The organism is Lysinibacillus sp. NPDC096212, from assembly GCF_044763105.1.
Classification (GTDB): Bacteria; Bacillota; Bacilli; order Bacillales_A; family Planococcaceae; genus Lysinibacillus.
On record NZ_JBIWFQ010000040.1, the window covers coordinates 21,639 to 40,801 of the forward strand.

Here is a 19,163-nt window from a genome sequence, read left to right on the forward strand (position 1 = left end):
GTTTTTTAATTCAACTCTTGCAATTTCGAATAGAATCCGAACTGCTTGTTATTACAAGGGTTGAACGATAAAAAAATATTTTTCTTATACCATTTTTTATTTTTTGAAGTTCCAATCATCACATGCATATTTTTTTTCTTCTAGTGCATGTACATATTCTAATTGCTCCTCAGAAAGTGTAAATGGTTTTAAATCAATTTGCAACGATTTTGCAAAACCATCACGAAAAGCTGTCACACATTGTTCAATAGTCACTGGTTCTTTGACAAGGTTATTGATAGCAACCGCTTTCTCTGGCATCTTTCTACGCATGCGGTCCTTCGCTTCTTCACTTGAAAAATTGAAAACAGACAATAATTTCTCCTGATCTAAATCAAGTAAAATAGCTCCGTGCTGTAAAATAACACCTTTTTGACGAGTTTGTGCACTACCCGCTACTTTTTTACCTTCTACAACAAGCTCATACCAGCTTGGCGCATCAAAGCAAACTGCGCTTTTTGGTTTCTTTAAGTCTGCTCTTTGTTCTTCTGTATCAGGTACACTAAAATAAGCATCCATACCTAGATTATGAAAACCTTTCAATATACCTTCACTTAACACTCTATACGCCTCTGTCACTGATTCAGGCATATTTGGATAGCTTTCTGAAACAATGACACTATATGTCAATTCATGTTCATGTAAAACAGCTCTACCACCTGTTGGACGACGAACAAAGCCTAGTCCTTGTTCTCGTACCGCTTCTAGATTAATATCTCTTTTCGCCTGCTGGAAATAGCCAATCGAAAGTGTTGCTGGCTCCCACTCATAAAAACGAATAACTGGTGGAATTAAACCTTCACTATGCCAATCAAGTAATGCTTCATCTAATGCCATATTAAAAGAAGGGCTACATTTCCCTGAATTTAGAAAATACCAAGTTGTCATATTTTCATCTCCTACAAATATTTAATTAAACTTTAGCGAAAGTGTACAAAATAAGTCACCTTATATATGGCATTCATTTTAACAAATGTTATCCAATTCTTTGTTATGAGCCAAAAATAATGCTTCTCAAAATTTTGACACTCTGCTTTAAGTTCTATTCTTTATGAAAGTATCCACCACCCTAATCCAAGAAAATAGTGGAAAGATACTGTGACAGTTCACTAATAAAATCCATATAAATAGAGATAAATTAATTCTAGCCACAATCTAATTTATTTTATCAAACTCATTGGACTATCGCTAGCGCATCTTTTATAATAATAAAGAAGATAGAAAGGGGTAAGAAATTTTGTTGAACATACTTATCACAATCGGTGTTATTTTAGTAGTTGTAATTGCTTATATCGGCATTAACGCCCTACGACTAAAAAAAGCCGTAACAAACCTAACACAAGAACAATTTATTGAAGGCTATCGTAAAGCACAGCTTATCGACGTACGTGAACAAAAAGAATTTGATGCTGGTCACATCCTTGGTGCACGCAATGTTCCTTCAACTACTCTACGTCAACGTCACAAAGAAATCCGCCCAGATTTACCAGTATATTTATACTGTCAAAATACAGGCCGTAGCTCACGTGCTGCTTTATTTCTTAAAAAACGTGGCTACAACCAAATTTACCAACTTCAAGGCGGCTTCCGTACTTGGACAGGTAAAATAAAGTCCAAAAAACAAAATTAAAAAATCAATAAGACATTAGTGACTAATATAAATAAATCTACTCACGGAAACAAAGTAAATTTATTTATATTTACCTATATCACATTGTTTAAACTAAAAGAAACCATCTCAAATGACTATGAGATGGTTTACTTTTTGCAAAAAATTCTGAGTTTCTACTATATTATATATTTTGTTTAATGTCTGACAAGTTAGTTGGAGTAAGTTAAAGCAACGAAAGATACATACTCTCTTTCACATTCCTTTACCAAAATGCGAGCCGCTTCCTAAGCTAGTTCCAATTTTCATCTCTTCCAACTCCATATACCGCGAATTAAAACATTATCCTTAAATTTACATATGTCTAAAAATACTATTTTTCGTAAAGTATTTACCTAGATGAACTCCATTCTTCTTTTTTTCTGAAAATGTCTGAAATTTATCCTTGAATAATTAAGTAGGCACTGATAGGATTTATAATATCTTAAAATAATGTCATACAGACATACAATATAAGCTATGAATGCTATGGATAACACTATAGCAGGAGCAGTTCTGGAGAGAGCGCATTTTGCGTCGCCGAAGGGTTCACTATCTCAGGCAAAAGGACAGAGGAGTAATATCAACTTTCAACATGAAAGCTATACCACACGAATGTTTTCTTTTTTTACATACAACATCCGCAATTGGTATTTGTTATTCTGTCATTTACGAGACTAGTGTCACTACTAGTCTCTTTTTTTATTTTCCAGTCATAGTTTTTACGTATCTTTGAGGGGGATTAACGTGGAACAACAACAATTAAAACGTGAATTAAAAAATCGCCATGTGCAGCTCATAGCGATTGGTGGAACAATCGGTACTGGTTTATTTTTAGGATCAGGCAAAGCCATTGCTTTAGCGGGACCTTCCATTATCTTTGCTTATCTCATTGTCGGAACCGCCTTATTTTTTGTTATGCGGGCATTAGGTGAACTATTATTATCGAATGCTGGCTATACATCGTTTACTGATTTTGCATCCGAATACATAGGACCTTGGGCAGGTTACATCACTGGCTGGACATACTGGTTCTGCTGGATCATGACCGCTATGGCAGATATTATTGCTGTCGGCGTTTATGTACAATATTGGTTTGATATACCACAATGGGTGCCTGCAATTGGCTGTTTAGTACTGTTATTAATGTTGAATTTATTAACTGTAAAACTATTTGGCGAACTAGAATTTTGGTTTGCACTTATAAAAGTCATTACAATTGTGGCACTGATTGTGATTGGAGTATTCATGTTATTTACAGGTTTTCAAACAAGCTCTGGCACAGTTTCTGTTGAAAATCTTTGGGCACATGGCGGGTTATTCCCGAACGGCTTACACGGTTTCCTAATGGCATTCCAAATGGTTGTTTTCGCTTTTGTTGGTGTCGAGTTAGTAGGGGTTTCTGCTGCTGAAACAGCCAATCCTAAAAAAAATATTCCTTCTGCCATTAACAAAATTCCATTACGCATTTTATTATTCTACGTAGGGGCATTATTTGTTATTTTATGCATTAATCCTTGGAATGAAATGTCTGCCTCTAGTAGTCCATTTGTACAAGTATTTACACTAGCTGGTATTCCAATTGCTGCAGGTATTATTAATTTTGTCGTACTTACATCTGCCGCTTCTGCCGGTAATAGTGGTTTATTTTCTACTAGCCGTATGCTTTTTAATCTTGGGAACAACAAGCAAGCTTCGCCAAAGTTTGCAAAGCTCAATAAAAACAGTGTGCCAAGTAACGCACTCGTTGTTTCTGCAATTGTAGTTTCCGCTGGTGCATTACTAAGTAAATTAATGCCTGAAAACGCCTTTAGTGTTGTTACAACGATTAGTGCTATTTGCTTTATATGGGTATGGAGTATTATATTAATCTCTCATATCATTTATAAACGTAAAAATCGCGCACTTCATGAAGCATCGATTTTCAAGGCACCTTTTACTCCGTTCGTGAACTATTTAGTACTTGCCTTCTTTGCTTTTCTATTAGTAGTCATGTTCATTTCAGAGGCAACACGTACCGCATTACTGTTAACACCAATTTGGTTTATCATACTAATGATTATTTATAAAATGAAAAGAAAGAACTAATACGGTAAAATGAATTGTCCCGAATAGTGACACTTTTAAAGAAAGTGTACCTATTCAGGGCTTTATTTATTGTGCGAAAGCGAAGTAAAATCACAAAAAAGATGACTACGTCCATTTACGAAGTCATCTTTCATATTGATTAAAAAATATTCATATTCCACTCGGTAGCAATATGCTTGAGTAAATTCACTCCGGCTACACTGTTCCCAATGTCATCAATTGCTGGTCCATAAATGCCTATACCACAGCCGGTAGGAAAAGGTGAATCTAAGCCTGCGTGACTTGGTACAGCCGCCAAAATTGCCCCAGAGACACCACTTTTAGCGGGTAATCCTATAAATGCCGCAAATTTCCCAGAAGCATTATACATACCGCAAGTAACCATCAATGCCTTCGCTAATTTTGCTACTTGTTTAGGGAAGAGCTGTTTATTTAAATGAGGATGATAGCCATCATTGGCAATGACTAAACCAATCATTGCCAAATCCGAAACATTTACTTCAATAGCACATTGTTTCAAATATACCTCTAATGCTTCTTCTACAGGACAATTTAAAAAGCCCGAATCCATTAAATAATAGGCTAATGAACGGTTTCGATTTGCAGTTTGCCACTCAGATTGATAAACCTCTTCATTAACCTTTAATTCCTTGCCAACGATTTGTTCTAAAAATTGAAGGATTTTTGAAACCTTCTCTTGCGGAGAATTTCCATCAAGCATAGAGGATACTGTAATTGCACCTGCATTAATCATTGGATTAAAAGGTTTTCCAGGTTGATGGCTCTCTAGACGAATAATTGAATTGAAGGTGTCACCTGTAGGTTCAACATCTACTCGTTCTAAAACATAAGGTAGCCCTCGTTCCATACACGCTAAAATAAATGTAACGACTTTTGAAACACTTTGCAGGGTAAATAGTTCAGTTGTCTCTCCGGCTTTCATTTCCTCATTATTAGTACCGATAATCGAAATCGCTAATTGATTTGGATCTTTTTCCGCTAAAGCGGGAATATAGCTTGCGCATTTCCCCTCTTTTGCGTAAGGACGAAACTGTTTCACCCATTCTGCCGCAAGCTGATTATTATGATTGATATGTTCTGTCGGCATTTTGTGATCTCCTTTCAAAAAACGGCATTTTTACGCCATAACTACTCAATAAATACACTTTACTAAGAAAAAAACTTAATAATAGGCAAAAACAGAGTCTCCATAGTTTACCCTACGAAGACTCTATTTGGTATAACTTTTTAAAGACTTTTTAAAGTTTTCGAGGCTTAGCCTTCTGGAATTAGCGAAACATAAGTCTCCCCATCCAGACGTTCCTACCACTCTTTTTTAGCTTCTTCAATAAGTACTGGATTGTCAATTAAATCAACAGCAGTCTATTTCATAAGTTGGTATTCCTAAATCACTAAGTATGTCACCCCTGCAAATGGTTGAACGACATTTGGAGACGATCCTCCTATGTTTGTAACCGCATAATGCGTGCTTCTGGAATGATATGCTCATGTAAATAGTTTACCCCAACATTCATGAGTTCAACTGCATCTAATGCACTTCTTCCTAAATGTGATGTGGCTGCTTCTCGCTAAGCTTAAAAGTAGCTGCATAGTTTGCTAGAGAGGTGTAAGTCAAAACAGATGTAAAAGTACCAGGATGATAAGATATTGCATCATTGACATCATCAAAAATACCAGCTTTCTCCATATAAGCTTTACCTGAACCATTTTCCTCTCTCCAATCAACTTATCCACATGACATCCTTTTAACATAATGTCATTCAACTTTTGAATTTCATCGGAACATTTTTTTGTTTTATCAACCAACTTTTGAATTTTATCGACTAACTTTCACGTTTTATCACCCAACTTTTAATTTTTATCGACATCCACCTTCCAGGCACACACACTAAAACCCCGAATAAATTCGTTATTCGGGGTTTTAGTTTAAACTATTTTTTATAAATCGTTTGCATACATTTTATTATATAAAATTTCTAATTTTTTCGAGAGCTTACCGTAAGCAGTTTGCCAAGTTTTACGAGCTGCTGCATTCTCTTCTGTCGAAGGTACATAAAGAGCATGTACATCGGCTACCTTTTTCAAATCACTCTCGGCCTGTGTTAGCTTAGAATAATTTTTTACGATGCTCTTTTCTGAAGCACTAAGGCCATCATATGCTGTACGAATTTCTTTTACTTTAGTCTCCAAATCATCAATATATTCACCATTTACAAGGAGTGAATTAATTGATTCTACTAACTTCAAAGCACTTTCATTAGACTGTTGTTGACCTTGATCCTTATCGATAATGGATTGTCGTATTTCTGGACTGACTAAACTCATTTGTTTTGATGTTAGCTTATAAAAAGCTTTAATGACAGTTGTTGGGTTATTAGTAAATGATTTTTCATACGTCTTCATAAATGATTCTACTTTTTTCACATCGGAAACCGCTGTTGTTAAGATAGACGCATTCGTAATACGTTTTTTATCACTAGAGCTCAGCTTATTATATTGCGTTGAAAGCTCATTAATTTTTTCTATTGAAACTGTATACGTATCATTTGAGACAATTTTTGCAATTTCATTATTTAACTTTGTGATATCTGGTGCATTAACATCTTCTAAACGATGGTTAAGCAAGTCTTCATATTGCTGTTTTGCTAGAAACTGTTGATTTGCAGGTAGCTTTGCATAAGCAGTTTGTACTGTTTGAATTTTTTTCGCTTGTTTCGTAGCATCTGTTTCTTCTCTTGCAGTTTGCACTTTTTTATGGAATGACTTAACACCAGAAAGATCTTTACTAGCCGCTGTTAATAAATAATAGTTTGTTACGTACTTTCGTCCAGCGGAAGATAAGTTTTTATATTTTGTTGTTGCTGCATTAACAGCACTTTCGAATTGGGTAAACGTATATTTCGTTACATCAGTAAGCTTATCAACATCAGCCTTTAAAGCCAATGCAGCAGCTTTATCAGCAGGTTCCTTACCATTTAAATCAACCGTAATAGTCGGGGTATTTAATAAAAAATCGTTTGCATTATAAACAAGTGATTGTTGTAGACTAGTTAACTTATTATAAGCTTTCAATACATTAGTGTAATTAGTTTTCAACTTACTTTCAGCTACCCCTGGCGTTACTGATAGCTTTTGATAGGCGTCCATGTCCTTAATAATTTTTTCAGCTGCTTTAAAATCCTTTTGCAGGGTTACCATGCTATCATATCCGACAATTTTAGCCGCTGAATTTTTCGTTAAGCCCTTATATTCATTAATAATACGGTTTACATTATTAACATGACTTTGCCAAGAAGTTACTGACGGATCAATTGGGTAACTGTCATCCACATCGCCTACATAATTGTCAATCTCGATATTTAATCTGTCAATTTGACTGTTTTCTGCGTTTTCTGCTTGAAGTAATGTACTAATATATTTTGCTGGTACAAGTTGAAGTTGTTTATAAGTTAACTTTTCATAAGACGTACGAATTGATTTTGCTGTTGTCACCTGTTTGCTAGGCGAATCATTTTGTGACAGCTTATCGAAAAGTTTAATAAATTGTTCAATCTTTTTAATATCCGACTTAGCATCACTTAAAATTGTTTGATTTTGAACAGTTGCTCGGTAAGTTTGAGATAATTTTGCTATATCCTTTTCAATTGTTTCAACTGCTGTTTGTAAAGATTCTATGCTAGTAGGTACATACGTAACAAAAGAATTTTTATATGCTAACAATTCTACAATTGCCTGATTTAGTCTTCTAACTTCTTTAAATTCTTCGATATGTGACGGATCTATCAAAATGTTTTTAATACTATTGTATAAAGCATCATTTATATCTAAACTACGTTGTAATAAATCAAACTTATCATAGGACTCATCGATTTCTTTTAAATATTTCGGTAGGTCTTTTTCATTAACCTCTTTTACCTTATCTACTTTCTCATTTAACTTGCTAATTAAATCTACATCTGCAGCTGCTCTCTTTAATACGTCATAATTTGTCACATTCGCCTTTGCTGCAGTTGATAGTGCCTGATATTTACTTTCTAATGCCGTTACTTCTGCCTTAAAAGATTCTAAACTTGTTACATTATATTTGTTGTCATTTATTAGTAAAGTTTTTATTTCCTTAATCATTGACTCAGATGGTTCGTTAGATACTGTTACCACACTAGAAAACTCAGATTCTACGAAAGCAGTTCCTACCTTTGCCTTTACATTAACCATTATATCTGTGATGCCAATACTTAAAGCATTATTAGGAATTCGGTATGTGTCGTTAGTAGCTCCATCAATTATTGTGAAGGATTCACCTACTTTATAAAACCATTGATAGCTATATGTAATCTGACTGCTTTTCAACTTTGCTCCGGCATCATCGGTTACAATCGCACCTGCGACTTGTACCAATTCACCAGGTACTGCATAATTTGAACTACTATCAATTCTTGGCGCAGTTATTGAAAGTTTTAGTTCATTAATCGAACGGGGTTCACTCTTATACTTATCGCCATTTGTTGTAGTCGCTTCCACGAAAACTGCTTTGCCTGCCGCTTCTACTGGTATTGTAAATGACGCTGTTGTGGCACCAGAGATTGGTTTATTCGTTGAATCGTTAGAACCATCTACATAATACCACTGATAGCCTTTAACAATCGAATTTGCTGGTAAGTTTTCAATAGAAGCTTTTAAAGTTTCATTTACTGTATTTTGTCCTGTGATGGAAACTGTATTGGCTGCTGCTCCTGCAACTGTTGGTACAATAAGAGCTACTGGGATAGCTGCTGCTGTCAAAAATAATTTTTTATTCAAATTTTCATACCTCCTCTATCATCTATTGAATTATATCGGTTACATTTTTAATAATTCTCTTCATTTTATTGAATATTTCTAAAAAGTGTATTTCCTCCCTATTTCAATAACGAAAATAATAATATTTTGATTATCTATTGATTTTAATACTACTTATTTCCCCTTCCACATTTTCACAGCAAATGTCATTCACTTGAGATAATGAGATCCAAAACGACGAAACAAAAGAGATCATTGAATGAATTTGATTCAAAAAATTAACCTGAACAATATTGTAAGTAATGAGAATTAAGGAGCATAATAACTGTTTTACAATCCTGCAAAGAAGGTTTCCAGTTTCAAGAAATATATGTATAATACAACTATTATTAGGATATTAATAGGGAACAAGGAGCTTGATGGTATTATGGAAAATCTTTATGAACCTAGTTTAACAAACAATGAAGTAGACAGGACAAGAAGCTACGAGATTGGTAATCTATTTTTTGTTGCTATGTTTGGTGGTATTTTTGCCATTACCATACTAGGTATACAAAACGCTAAATGGCTAAAAATCGAGAAAAAATACATACAGTTGTTAACGATTATTAGTATTGTACTTATTATTGCGAAGCTTGCAATCGTTTACGCAATCGGTCAACAACTAATCCTCATAGATGAAAAGTATATTAAATTAGTTGGCCGACTATTTGGGGTTGCCTGTTTTTTCATTTTCTTCGTTTTTTTAGACGAGCCATATAAAGAACATTTAGCAGTAGATGGTGTTGCTGAATCATTATGGAAGCCAGGGTTTATCGCAATCATCTTCTCTGGCTTAATCGATGCTTTGATTACGTTATTCTTACTAGCACTATAGGAGGTATATTATGAGTGAATTCGAAGAATATGATGAATATGAAGAACCATCCTTTGAAGTTATCAATCATTATTTTAATATAGGGAAATATCCCCAAGTTATCGAGCTTATTAACGAGGAATTACAAGACAATATTGAAAATAGCGGGCTTTGGTATATGTTAGCTTACAGTAACTATGCAATAAATGAATTTGACGAAGCTGAAGAACAATTTCATGAAGCCATGAGATTAGGATTCGATGAGGAACTCATATTTTATTTTCTCGGCCATCTATACATGGAAACGGAGCGATGGCAAGAAGCAGAAAAAGCCTTTCTTGAATCACTTCGCTTAAATCCAAATAATGCAGAAACACATGCAAGCTATGCTGTTTTAATGAAACAAACAGGATATCGTAATAAATCAAAGTTATTAATCAATAAAGCATTAGAATTAGATCCAGAAAATTCATATGTGTTACGTAGAAACTTTATTTTACAAGGTGTACATGGAAGTAAAGAACAACAAATCCTTGCATTAGAACAATATATGAATTCAGCAGATAGTGAAGTTGCAAAATTGTTGCACCTTGGAATAAATGCCTCCTTCCGAAATAATGAAAAAGAAGCGAAAGAATATTACAGACAAGCCTTTCTTTTAAATCCTGAGGATCAAACATTACTATCTATATTAGAAGAGATGGAAATTACAACTCACCCTCTGCTAGCGCCTAATCGTTTTATGGAACGTTTAGGGGGTCCCTCTATCATGTGGCTTGTAGGGATTGGGCTAACCTTTTTATTAATAGCATTAGGGTTTGATAGTCTAGCCATGCTGTTTTTAAAATGCTATGTAGTACTTGCACTTTATACATGGATATCAGTTCCTTTGACAAAAGGGCTAAGAAAAATAAGGGGTTATCGATATGGATAAAATTAAATGGTTACAGCAAATGGTGGAACAAAGCCCAACTGACCCTCAAGCACATTACTGGCTTGGAAAAGAGCTTGCTGAAAACGATCGCTGGCTAGAAGCTGTACAATCGTATTCAACAGGAATTTCTCTCTGTACAGATGATACACTACGTATGGAAATCATTAATGAATTAACAAAAACGAGTATACAAATTCAGCAAACGAAGTCCATGGATATCCAATCACCAGTTATTGAGCAGGAAAGTCCTGATTTAGATGAAGTGATTGAGACTACTGAAGACATTGCCGCTTCAGCAGAAGAATTACTTGAAAGAGAAGTCAAAAGTGAAGAAACCAAGTCGGACCAATTAATAGACTTTACACCTAGGTTAAAAATTATTGATGGTAAAGCCCCTAAAACAGTAAAAAAAGGGAAGGAACAAATCACTTTTACGGATGTTGCTGGGCTTGATGACTTAAAAAAGACCATTACTTTACGTATTATTAGCCCATTTTATAACAAAGGTCTATTTGCTAAGTTTCGAAAAAAAGTTGGAGGCGGCGTTCTTCTCTATGGTCCCCCGGGTTGTGGAAAAACATTTATCGCCAAGGCAACCGCTGGTGAATGTAAGGCTAATTTCTATCCTGTTCATATTACAGACATATTAAATCGCTATATTGGAGAAAGTGAACAAAATTTAAAAGCTGCTTTTGATAAAGCGCGTTTTCAAAAGCCAAGTATTATGTTTTTTGATGAAGTAGATACGATTGGTATGAGTCGGTCTAAAGCTTCTGAATATACTCGAGGAATCATCGACACATTCCTTACAGAGTTAGAGGGAATTGATACAAGCACAGATGAAGTGCTTATTATGGCTGCTACAAATACCCCTTGGGATATCGATAATGCCTTAAAGCGCCCTGGTCGATTCGACCGTCTCATCTTTGTCGCTCCACCAGATAAAAAAGCGAGAGAGCAAATTTTTAAATTGAAGCTAGCGGGAAGATATGCTGAAGAAATAGATGTAGCAACACTAGCCGCTCAAACTGAATTTTTCTCAGGTGCAGACATTGAAAATATGATTGAATTAGCTACTGAAAATGTACTTGCTGAAATTTTAGCAACCGGTGATGAACGTCCAATCACAACTAATGATTTATTACACGTTTTAGAAGAGATACAACCATCTACATTAGATTGGTTACGTACTGCAAAAAACTACGTGAAATACGCAAATCAATCAGGGTTATACAATGATGTTGAAAAATATCTACGTACCCATGCTAAACGCATTTAAAGAATGACATCAAAGAGGCATCTCCATTGTTATTTGGGATGCCTCTTTCACATGTATGTTACTATCAATTATGCCTCGGCACAGGGTCTAGAACAGGCAATTCAATGGCGTTTAGTATATCTAAAAAATGGGTGCTGTTTACATAATTCCAGTAGATATAATCTTCTTCTTGTTCAATTTGATAATTACCCTGTACTATCGTTTCAGAAATAAATAGTAGGAATTCTGATAATTGATTTGCTATCACATACTTTATTTCCTCATCACGCCCAAAATTGATGACTTGCCCTATTCGCCCTTTCTTATCTGGATCGAGATCTATGCCGATATTATTGCCACCAAAATCTTTACTAATAGGTATCCACTTACGATTGATACCCCTCTCTTTTATGTATCCAGTTGGGACGGAATAAGAAGCACCTTCCAATGCAAATTTCTCTTCTAGCTGTGCCCATACATGCCATTCCTGTAAAACATCATCTAATGGTAAAAACGGCATTCCAAAAAACAAACCCGGCCCATCTTCGTTCTCTCCATTATGCAAAAGATAAAGCTCCCTTAATTCATCAGGAAATTTAATACCCATCTCAATTTCAGCCTTCTGTATCTCTTCCTCAGAAGCTGGTGGATTTAAAAAAGGTGAAAATAATTGGTCTAATTGAACCTTTAATTTGTTCATTATCAACTGAATCATCGTCGTTTACCTCCTTTTTTAAATAGTTTCTTCATTTAAAGCGATTTTTATAAATTCAAACAGACCATCTGCATCAATTGTTCGATCTCCCCAATCATGCCAAAAATACAACACTTGACCCACTACTCCTTTTTCTGTTGGATCTGTATCAAGACAAAGATAATCGCCTCCACCATTTTCAGCAATCGGAATCCATTTTTCATTCCAAAGCGTTGGTTTTACCTCAACAGCATACTCTGTATCTGAAAGCAAATCATCTGGATCAAACTCCTCCTGTAGAAACTTCCAATTGTCAATAATTTCAGAAATGGGGGAAAGTGTTAAATTCCTAACAAAGGGCTGTACACCTTGCGACCAGACTTGCCCATTACATATACGATAAAAATTTTTCATCTCTTCTGGAAGAGTAATACCTAATGTAGTTTCGATTAGTTGAAATTCTTCAGCTGTTGCACCAGGCTGAAGGTTTAATGCTTCTATACCATTCACTTCTAACTTCGAATTTTTTTCAATTATACGATTCCATAGAATTTCAGCTTCACTTTTCACTTGTTATCCCTCTCATTTTAATTATTAATTGAATTCCTTAACACTAATCAATTATGCCCCGGCATAATTGCGTCCGGAGGATTTAGGCCGACACGATGTCCGTCACTCAGGCGTTTTCACAGGATGTGAAGTACTTAGCCTGAGTTCCTCTATTTCAGCGAGTTTGAATACCCGCTGAAAGAAGTTAAACACTTACTCTAATCTCGTTGTATTTTTCTTGCCTGATGAGTCGCTAAATCCGCATATCTTGTAGGGATTGGTAAACGGCTGTCTTTTTTAATAAAATGCATCGTTATATTAGTTGCCGTATCTAAATCAATCTCGTTACCACATGACACAAATATCGGTTTAACATCCTTTCTACTTCTTAGAGCACGACCATACACTTCCCCATCAATCACAATATCAGTAAACGCTCCAGTTATATTTTCCGGCATTATAAAATCTGTGTTCTCTATTTTATAATAAGTTTTAGCAACTCCAATTGTCGGTTTTTCCAAGAAAAATGAGGCATGTGTAGCAATGCCCATATGACGACTATGTAAATAACCATTTCCATCAAACATATAAATGTCTGGATCCGTTCTCAACTTTTTAACAGCCTCTAATACAAGAGGCACTTCACGAAAGGCTAAAAACCCAGAAATATATGGAATTGTGATTTCATTTATGTACTCAACTTGTTCAACGATTTTTTTGGAACTAAAATCAATAACTTGAATGCAACAAGCTCCATATTCTTTATTATTTTCGCCCCAATAGGCAATATCCACCCCTGCAACGAGCTGAATTTGATCATTAGAAAAATTGTTTTGTAGGGAAATACGCTTCCTCAATTCATTTTGTTGCGATGTATAATTCAGGATCATTTCTTCCATTTCCATGAAGATATCATCTCCTCTCTATATAAATATACTATCATGATACATAAATAACAGTGTTTGTTATAGGAAATATAGCAACCAAAAGCAAAAACCTCCAATCCATACACGTACCGTGAATGCTGCACAATACGAAAAGTACCGGAAAGTATCTTCGGTTTCACGCTAAGCGCATATAATAAATAAAATCAAAGAGGCATCTCAACTAATGATTTGGGATGCCTCTTTCTAAGTTTCAAAATATAATATTGATGCTCCATCTATTGCTTATGAAGCGTATAAGTTTTTTCATAACAATCGACGTACTGCACACGCTCTATTTCGCCTGATAATGAATAATAAAATATCAATCGTTCATAAATCATCTCGGTTAAAAAAGCCGTTTTCGTTGCGTCATGACTAAATGGTATAAGCTTAAATTTATATAAAGCTCCATACATCTTAGGGACTGTTAGATAAAGTTCTTCATTTTTAATTGAAATAGTAAGTACTTTATTTTCCATTAAATATTGCCCCACGATAGATTCTTTCTTTGTGAATGCTATCGGAACTCTAGGTGCCGGTGAAGATACATTTTTATCAAAAACAATCTTTGCAATCTCTCTACTTAAGTGCATGACAGGTGTAACATTCATATTACTTAAAAAGATAATCGTAACTTGGTCATCAATAAATCTAAGGAAATCACTTGAAAAACCGCTAACATCTCCAAAATGATGCACACATTTTTTCCCCATTACTTCAGAGACCATCCAGCCACACGCATAGGATCCACGATTTGGAGTCAACATTTTCTCTGTTAATTCTTTGCGAAGTATTTTGGATGATGTTAATGCCTGATCCCAAATAAATAAGTCCTCTGTTGTTGAATATAAACCGTAGGAACCTAATGGGAATGACATATCCGCATAGGCTGAATGAATGGGTTCTTCCCAAAATGAATAACCAGAAGCTAAACCTGGAACAAGCTTCACCCCATCATCACAGCCTGTATGATACATACCTAATGGATAACATATATGCTGCTGTATGTAATCTGCATAAGACATGTCTGAAACTTCTTCAATAATAGCCGTTAACAACGCATACGCTGAATTCGAATAGCCAAATTTACTACCAGGTTCAAACTCTATTTCCCTTTCTTTAAAGGAATCAATTAGCTGATCTAAAGTTGATGGCAATCTCATTGTGCGAAACCAAAAATCAGGGGCATTTGTATAATTAGGTATTCCAGAACTATTAGTTAAACAATGAAATATTGTTATCTGTTGACCATTCGGATAATCTTGTAGATATTTTCCTACACAATCATTTATATTCAACTTTTGCTTTTCATGCAATTGAAATATTGCCATCGCTGTAAATGCTTTCGTGAGCGACCCTATACGAAATTTAGTTGTGGGTACATTGGGAATGCTATGCTCCCAATTCGCCATACCAAACCCTCTGTTTAAAAGAATATTCTCATTAGATGCAATTAATAAAGTACCATTCAAATAACCGTTTCGATTATAAGAATCTACCCAATTATTTAACCGTTCTTCTAATAGCATGTGAGTTTCTCCTTACTAAAATGAATAATCATTCTTTAATTTTTTTACCTGATGAGTTGCCAAATCCGCATATCTTGAAGTTCTATATACTTCAATGCAAAACCTCCCAATCCAACTCGCACTGTAATTTCTACACAATACGAGAAGATTAGGAGGTGTTTAAATGGTTCATATCTTTCTTTCTATTCATATATTATCCTCTACTAAGAGTTGGCTTTCTATTATAAGTATCGTAGTCATAGGAATGCGTATGATTTCCTTCATTTATCTTAATTCGAATGGACATTCCTTCTCCTACATTGGTATTGATAGAAAACTGGCCATTAAAAGCATGTACCCTCTCTTGCATCCCCCTGATTCCCATTGAATCAGAAACAATAATTCCATCCATTTTGCATCCTACACCATCGTCTAAATAAATAATTTCAAAGCCATCGTCTGTTTCTAACAAATGAATTTCGACAGTGTTGGCATACGAATGTTTTAATGCATTGTTTAACAACTCTTGAAAAAGCCGATAAATCATCAAGTTTAAACGCTCATCTTCTAAATATAGACGATCGATTGTGTAAACTAAAACAAAATTCGCACGCTTATGAACTTTTTGAATAAGCTTCTCAAGCGCAGCATTTAAGCCTAGTGTATCTAATAATGGCGGCTTCAAATTTTCACAGTAGCCTCTTAAATCATTCAACGATGCAATCATATGATCATGAATCTTAGTAAGGTTCACCTGAATATCCGTTGTCCTCTTCGCATGAATACATACATCCATTTCTCGAGCAATATGTAGCTGCTCTTGTAAAACCGTATCATGAAGCTCTTGAGCTAATTGATATTTTTCTTGTTCAAATCGTAGCCAAAGAAGCTTATTGAGCCATGGTAGCTGACTTTTATCAGCCTCTTTCATATGCTTTAACTGTTCTAATAGACCTTCCACCATTTTCGTATTTTCAATAAAATTATTTACATATAAAAGTAATAATTCAAGCCATAATAACTCCTCATCCTTTAAATAAATCGATTTATTATGGTCTACGACTAGTATTCTTTTATAATTTACATCTTGGTGGATAAAAGCTATATAAAAATGCTCCGTTTTCTTTATATCCCCCATGTGGAGATTCTCAAGTAATATTTCGTCCATTTGATTTTGAGTATAGTCTTTTGATGTACTTGTGGAAGTAACTTGATGTGTTTGCAAATCATAGGTTAATACGTAAACATGTTTAATCTCAAGGTGTAAAGCAATTTCTTGAACAAATTTATCTAGCAAGTCTTCAATCTTCACGACCCTACCTATACTATCAACTGTCGTATACAATCGATGGATATAATCCCCTTTTGTTGAAAAAAGAATTTTTCGCTTATGATAATCTATTTTCTCTTTAATATAGAAAAGTGCTATTAATGATAAGAAGGCAAAAAAGAATAATTCCGCCATTCTTGAAATAGACAAATCAGTAATTACATACAGACCTATTAATAACCAAATCGTAAAAACAAATGAAAAATTAAAGTAATAGCGTAAACGGGTAATAAAGTATTCCATATCAAATATACGTTCAGTGAGCTGTGTACATATAAAGCTATATGGTATGAACATTAAAAATAAGGAGCATATTTCGGCAGAAAGTATATATTTATAGGAAATAATCTCAGGTATGGCAAACAAAAAAAGGAATGGTAAGAATGGGATAATAATACTTAGTAAAAAAATTTTCAATTGAGGGGTCTTATATTTTGAATAACCTATCCCTAAAATACAAAGAATTATTATTAATAAAATAAAAAATAACCACAAGGTAAAATTAGAGAATAAAGTATTTGTAGATGGGAAGATGATACTAAAAATACTAAGAAAAACTATAATTAAAGGTAGTATATATAGTATTTTAATGTTGTGAATTAATAACCATTTTAAATTCAAGAATAAAAAATAATTTCTTAAAAAGTGAATCAAAAGAACAAGACAAAGTAGCATACTACTTCGATTCACAACTGTTCCAACACTATCTAATCTTCCTGATGCACCGATACTAACATAAGCTAATGATACTGATAGAATAAACAGAATAAGTAAATTTATTAGACTCGAGTTCTTTTGTTTCTTGTATATATAGAGAGAAATAATTAGACTTAACAAATAATAACATGCTGGTAAAAAAAATATATAGAAAAGTTGTTCAGGAATGTCAAATGGTTTTATTTGTATATTAATTAATCGTCTATCTTCTTGTTTCTCCAACGTTAACTCTTTAGCTACCCTAATTACAGGATCATATTTAATAATATTTAATTCATTAATATTATTACCATCAACTTCTAAAATAATATCCCCAGCTGAGATATTTTGCTTATTTGCCCACTCCTTAAAATATGGTTCTATTATTAGCCATTGTCCATTCTCTTCTTTCAATTTAATTCCCAAATAAGGCGTGCTATAAGTAACATAAAGCAAATAGCTTCCAAAGATGAGATAAGTACTTATAGCAAGCCATAGCCAATTATTTTTTAAAAAGTTTAGTGCCAAAAGCCGCTTTCTAAACATGTTTCTTCATCATCAAATGATGTTATGATTGCCTTCTGCTCAAGCTCAGTCATACCAACTAGAGAAGCTTTTTTTTCTTTTATCAAAGTTACCATCGACGGATTTTGCTCTAAATATTGAATCACGCTAATCATAAAATCTCCTCATTTCATTTATTTTTTATAGCTACACTTTCTGGGGTACTCATTATATTGAGCTCCAATTTTCATTTACCAATTCTTTTACAAGGAATTAATAACCATAAATGTAACTACAACTCCATTATACTATCGTTTTACTATTAATCAACAATATTTTCTAGAATTCGCCAAATAAACAATAGATTACGCAGCATTTTCACACAATGTACTAATTTTCCGAATATTCAACCTCAATAACTAAATTCCATTTCAAAAATATAAAATATTAAAAAGCGTATTCCTTCTACTTTTATAAAGTTGGAATACGCCAATGTTTTTATATTTTATCTTTTTTAAAAGGAACTACTTTAAGTACTTGTCCAATTTCCCCCAATGATTCAATTTGCATTATAGCTTGATAGTAAGGGTATTCATTAACAAGTTCACAAGGAAGTGTTTTAGAACATTTTAGTAAATCAAAAGTAGATATCTTTAAGTACAAAACATTTTTTATTTTGACTAAATCTTTTAATCCCCAATGGGTGAAGCTGTTAACACAATGCTACAAGTTTCAATAGAGTCATCTAACTCCTTTAACTCACTAACACAACCGCTACCAATCCAACTGTTAAAGTCTAAGGCAATAATAGTTGCATTTTGTGGATTCATATCTCCGCAATCCAAGACGAATATCTTACTCTCTTTTGCATTTAGTTCCATTAAAAAAACATTGCCGCCACCAACATCGCCAATAGCAACGTAACCTTTTGCATACTCATTTACTTCCCAGGTTTCGTTTCTCTCTATAAGATCCTCAGTACCATAAATCAACACACCACCTGCAATGGAAAAGCCATTAGCGTTTTTTAGTAAGCTTCTATATGGAACAGGTAGTCTAATGTTCATTTTATCTTCTAGACTACCGATTTCCTTCTCACTTGCTGGGACATTTTTAATTAAATCGGAAATATTATTTAAATGAAACATTGTTCACCACCTTATAATCTAAATCATCTGCTGGATTACTTTTCATAACTTTTTTCTTCTAAATTAATTATTATTAAACTATTTATAAATGAATCAATTTCATAAATCACTTTTTTCAAGAGCTTAGACTGCTCCTATTAAGAAAACTTACGTTTTTAAAAATTATGCTGCTTGAGTTTGTACTT

General features: G+C 34.1%; 13 protein-coding genes, 3 pseudogenes and 1 riboswitch. Of the genes and pseudogenes, 5 read left to right on the forward strand and 11 right to left on the reverse strand.

Going from position 1 to position 19,163, the window contains the following annotated elements; translation table 11 throughout:
* Positions 1–96 precede the first annotated feature (96 nt).
* Positions 97–927, reverse strand: coding sequence for a lipoate--protein ligase family protein (locus ACIQ7T_RS25645; protein ID WP_402874690.1), 831 nt, complete (start codon positions 925–927; stop codon positions 97–99).
* Positions 928–1,279: 352 nt separating this feature from the next.
* Here ACIQ7T_RS25645 and ACIQ7T_RS25650 point away from each other — a divergent pair, with 352 nt between their 5' ends.
* A complete protein-coding gene (locus tag ACIQ7T_RS25650; RefSeq protein WP_132357268.1) occupies positions 1,280–1,669 on the forward strand; it encodes a rhodanese-like domain-containing protein in 390 nt (129 codons plus the stop codon).
* Between the two features lie 524 nt (positions 1,670–2,193).
* A riboswitch (glycine riboswitch) is annotated at positions 2,194–2,270 on the forward strand.
* A gap of 164 nt (positions 2,271–2,434) precedes the next feature.
* A complete protein-coding gene (locus ACIQ7T_RS25655) occupies positions 2,435–3,775 on the forward strand; it encodes an amino acid permease (protein ID WP_370079821.1) in 1,341 nt (446 codons plus the stop codon).
* A 139-nt stretch (positions 3,776–3,914) separates the two neighbouring features.
* On the opposite strand, the gene ACIQ7T_RS25660 is transcribed toward ACIQ7T_RS25655, so the two are convergent.
* The 3 genes and pseudogenes from ACIQ7T_RS25660 to ACIQ7T_RS25670 form a co-directional block, all read right to left on the reverse strand.
* Complete coding sequence (locus ACIQ7T_RS25660) at positions 3,915–4,883, reverse strand: glutaminase (RefSeq protein ID WP_370079819.1); 969 nt, start codon at positions 4,881–4,883, stop codon at positions 3,915–3,917.
* A 302-nt stretch (positions 4,884–5,185) separates the two neighbouring features.
* Positions 5,186–5,510: pseudogene (locus ACIQ7T_RS25665) on the reverse strand (amidohydrolase); the annotation flags it as partial.
* A 224-nt stretch (positions 5,511–5,734) separates the two neighbouring features.
* The gene (locus tag ACIQ7T_RS25670; protein WP_402874694.1) at positions 5,735–8,596 is read right to left on the reverse strand and encodes a hypothetical protein; all 2,862 of its coding nucleotides are present in this window, start codon (positions 8,594–8,596) and stop codon (positions 5,735–5,737) included.
* A 406-nt stretch (positions 8,597–9,002) separates the two neighbouring features.
* Between ACIQ7T_RS25670 and ACIQ7T_RS25675 the strand changes: the two genes are divergently transcribed.
* Genes ACIQ7T_RS25675 through ACIQ7T_RS25685 form a run of 3 tightly spaced genes read left to right on the forward strand, consistent with a single transcriptional unit; the run spans position 9,003 to position 11,644 of the window.
* Complete coding sequence (locus tag ACIQ7T_RS25675) at positions 9,003–9,452, forward strand: hypothetical protein (protein WP_370079816.1); 450 nt, start codon at positions 9,003–9,005, stop codon at positions 9,450–9,452.
* Between the two features lie 10 nt (positions 9,453–9,462).
* The gene (locus ACIQ7T_RS25680; protein WP_370079815.1) at positions 9,463–10,365 is read left to right on the forward strand and encodes a tetratricopeptide repeat protein; all 903 of its coding nucleotides are present in this window, start codon (positions 9,463–9,465) and stop codon (positions 10,363–10,365) included.
* On the forward strand, positions 10,358–11,644 hold the full coding sequence (locus ACIQ7T_RS25685; protein WP_402874698.1) for an AAA family ATPase: 1,287 nt from the start codon (positions 10,358–10,360) through the stop codon (positions 11,642–11,644). Before ACIQ7T_RS25680 ends, ACIQ7T_RS25685 begins: the two co-directional genes overlap by 8 nt.
* Positions 11,645–11,726: 82 nt before the next feature.
* Here ACIQ7T_RS25685 and ACIQ7T_RS25690 read toward each other — a convergent pair.
* From ACIQ7T_RS25690 to ACIQ7T_RS25720, 7 genes and pseudogenes are all read right to left on the reverse strand, one after another.
* Positions 11,727–12,338 (reverse strand): annotated as a pseudogene (locus tag ACIQ7T_RS25690) (SMI1/KNR4 family protein); the annotation flags it as partial.
* Positions 12,339–12,356: 18 nt separating this feature from the next.
* Positions 12,357–12,887, reverse strand: a complete 531-nt coding sequence (locus ACIQ7T_RS25695) for an SMI1/KNR4 family protein (RefSeq protein WP_402874701.1) — start codon at positions 12,885–12,887, stop codon at positions 12,357–12,359.
* 197 nt (positions 12,888–13,084) lie between these two features.
* Positions 13,085–13,771 (reverse strand): endonuclease V, encoded by a 687-nt coding sequence (locus tag ACIQ7T_RS25700; protein WP_402874704.1) that lies wholly within the window; start codon positions 13,769–13,771, stop codon positions 13,085–13,087.
* A gap of 257 nt (positions 13,772–14,028) precedes the next feature.
* Entirely contained in the window at positions 14,029–15,321 is a 1,293-nt protein-coding gene (locus ACIQ7T_RS25705) for a serine hydrolase domain-containing protein (RefSeq protein ID WP_402874707.1), read from the reverse strand.
* A 193-nt stretch (positions 15,322–15,514) separates the two neighbouring features.
* Positions 15,515–17,854, reverse strand: a complete 2,340-nt coding sequence (locus tag ACIQ7T_RS25710; protein ID WP_402874710.1) for an ATP-binding protein — start codon at positions 17,852–17,854, stop codon at positions 15,515–15,517.
* Entirely contained in the window at positions 17,845–18,006 is a 162-nt protein-coding gene (comX, locus tag ACIQ7T_RS25715) for a competence pheromone ComX (protein ID WP_402874713.1), read from the reverse strand. Before comX ends, ACIQ7T_RS25710 begins: the two co-directional genes overlap by 10 nt.
* A 322-nt stretch (positions 18,007–18,328) precedes the next feature.
* Positions 18,329–18,978: pseudogene (locus ACIQ7T_RS25720) on the reverse strand (SMI1/KNR4 family protein).
* Positions 18,979–19,163: the final 185 nt, after the last annotated feature.

Excerpts from the sequence above, each read along its gene's own strand:
- ACIQ7T_RS25645 (WP_402874690.1), bottom strand. The coding sequence starts at position 927 with ATGACAACTTGGTATTTTCTAAATTCAGGGAAATGTAGCCCTTCTTTT.
- ACIQ7T_RS25660 (WP_370079819.1), bottom strand. The coding sequence starts at position 4,883 with ATGCCGACAGAACATATCAATCATAATAATCAGCTTGCGGCAGAATGG.
- ACIQ7T_RS25675 (WP_370079816.1), top strand. The coding sequence starts at position 9,003 with ATGGAAAATCTTTATGAACCTAGTTTAACAAACAATGAAGTAGACAGG.
- ACIQ7T_RS25680 (WP_370079815.1), top strand. The coding sequence starts at position 9,463 with ATGAGTGAATTCGAAGAATATGATGAATATGAAGAACCATCCTTTGAA.
- ACIQ7T_RS25685 (WP_402874698.1), top strand. The coding sequence starts at position 10,358 with ATGGATAAAATTAAATGGTTACAGCAAATGGTGGAACAAAGCCCAACT.
- ACIQ7T_RS25700 (WP_402874704.1), bottom strand. The coding sequence starts at position 13,771 with ATGGAAATGGAAGAAATGATCCTGAATTATACATCGCAACAAAATGAA.
- ACIQ7T_RS25705 (WP_402874707.1), bottom strand. The coding sequence starts at position 15,321 with ATGCTATTAGAAGAACGGTTAAATAATTGGGTAGATTCTTATAATCGA.
- comX (WP_402874713.1), bottom strand. The coding sequence starts at position 18,006 with ATGATTAGCGTGATTCAATATTTAGAGCAAAATCCGTCGATGGTAACT.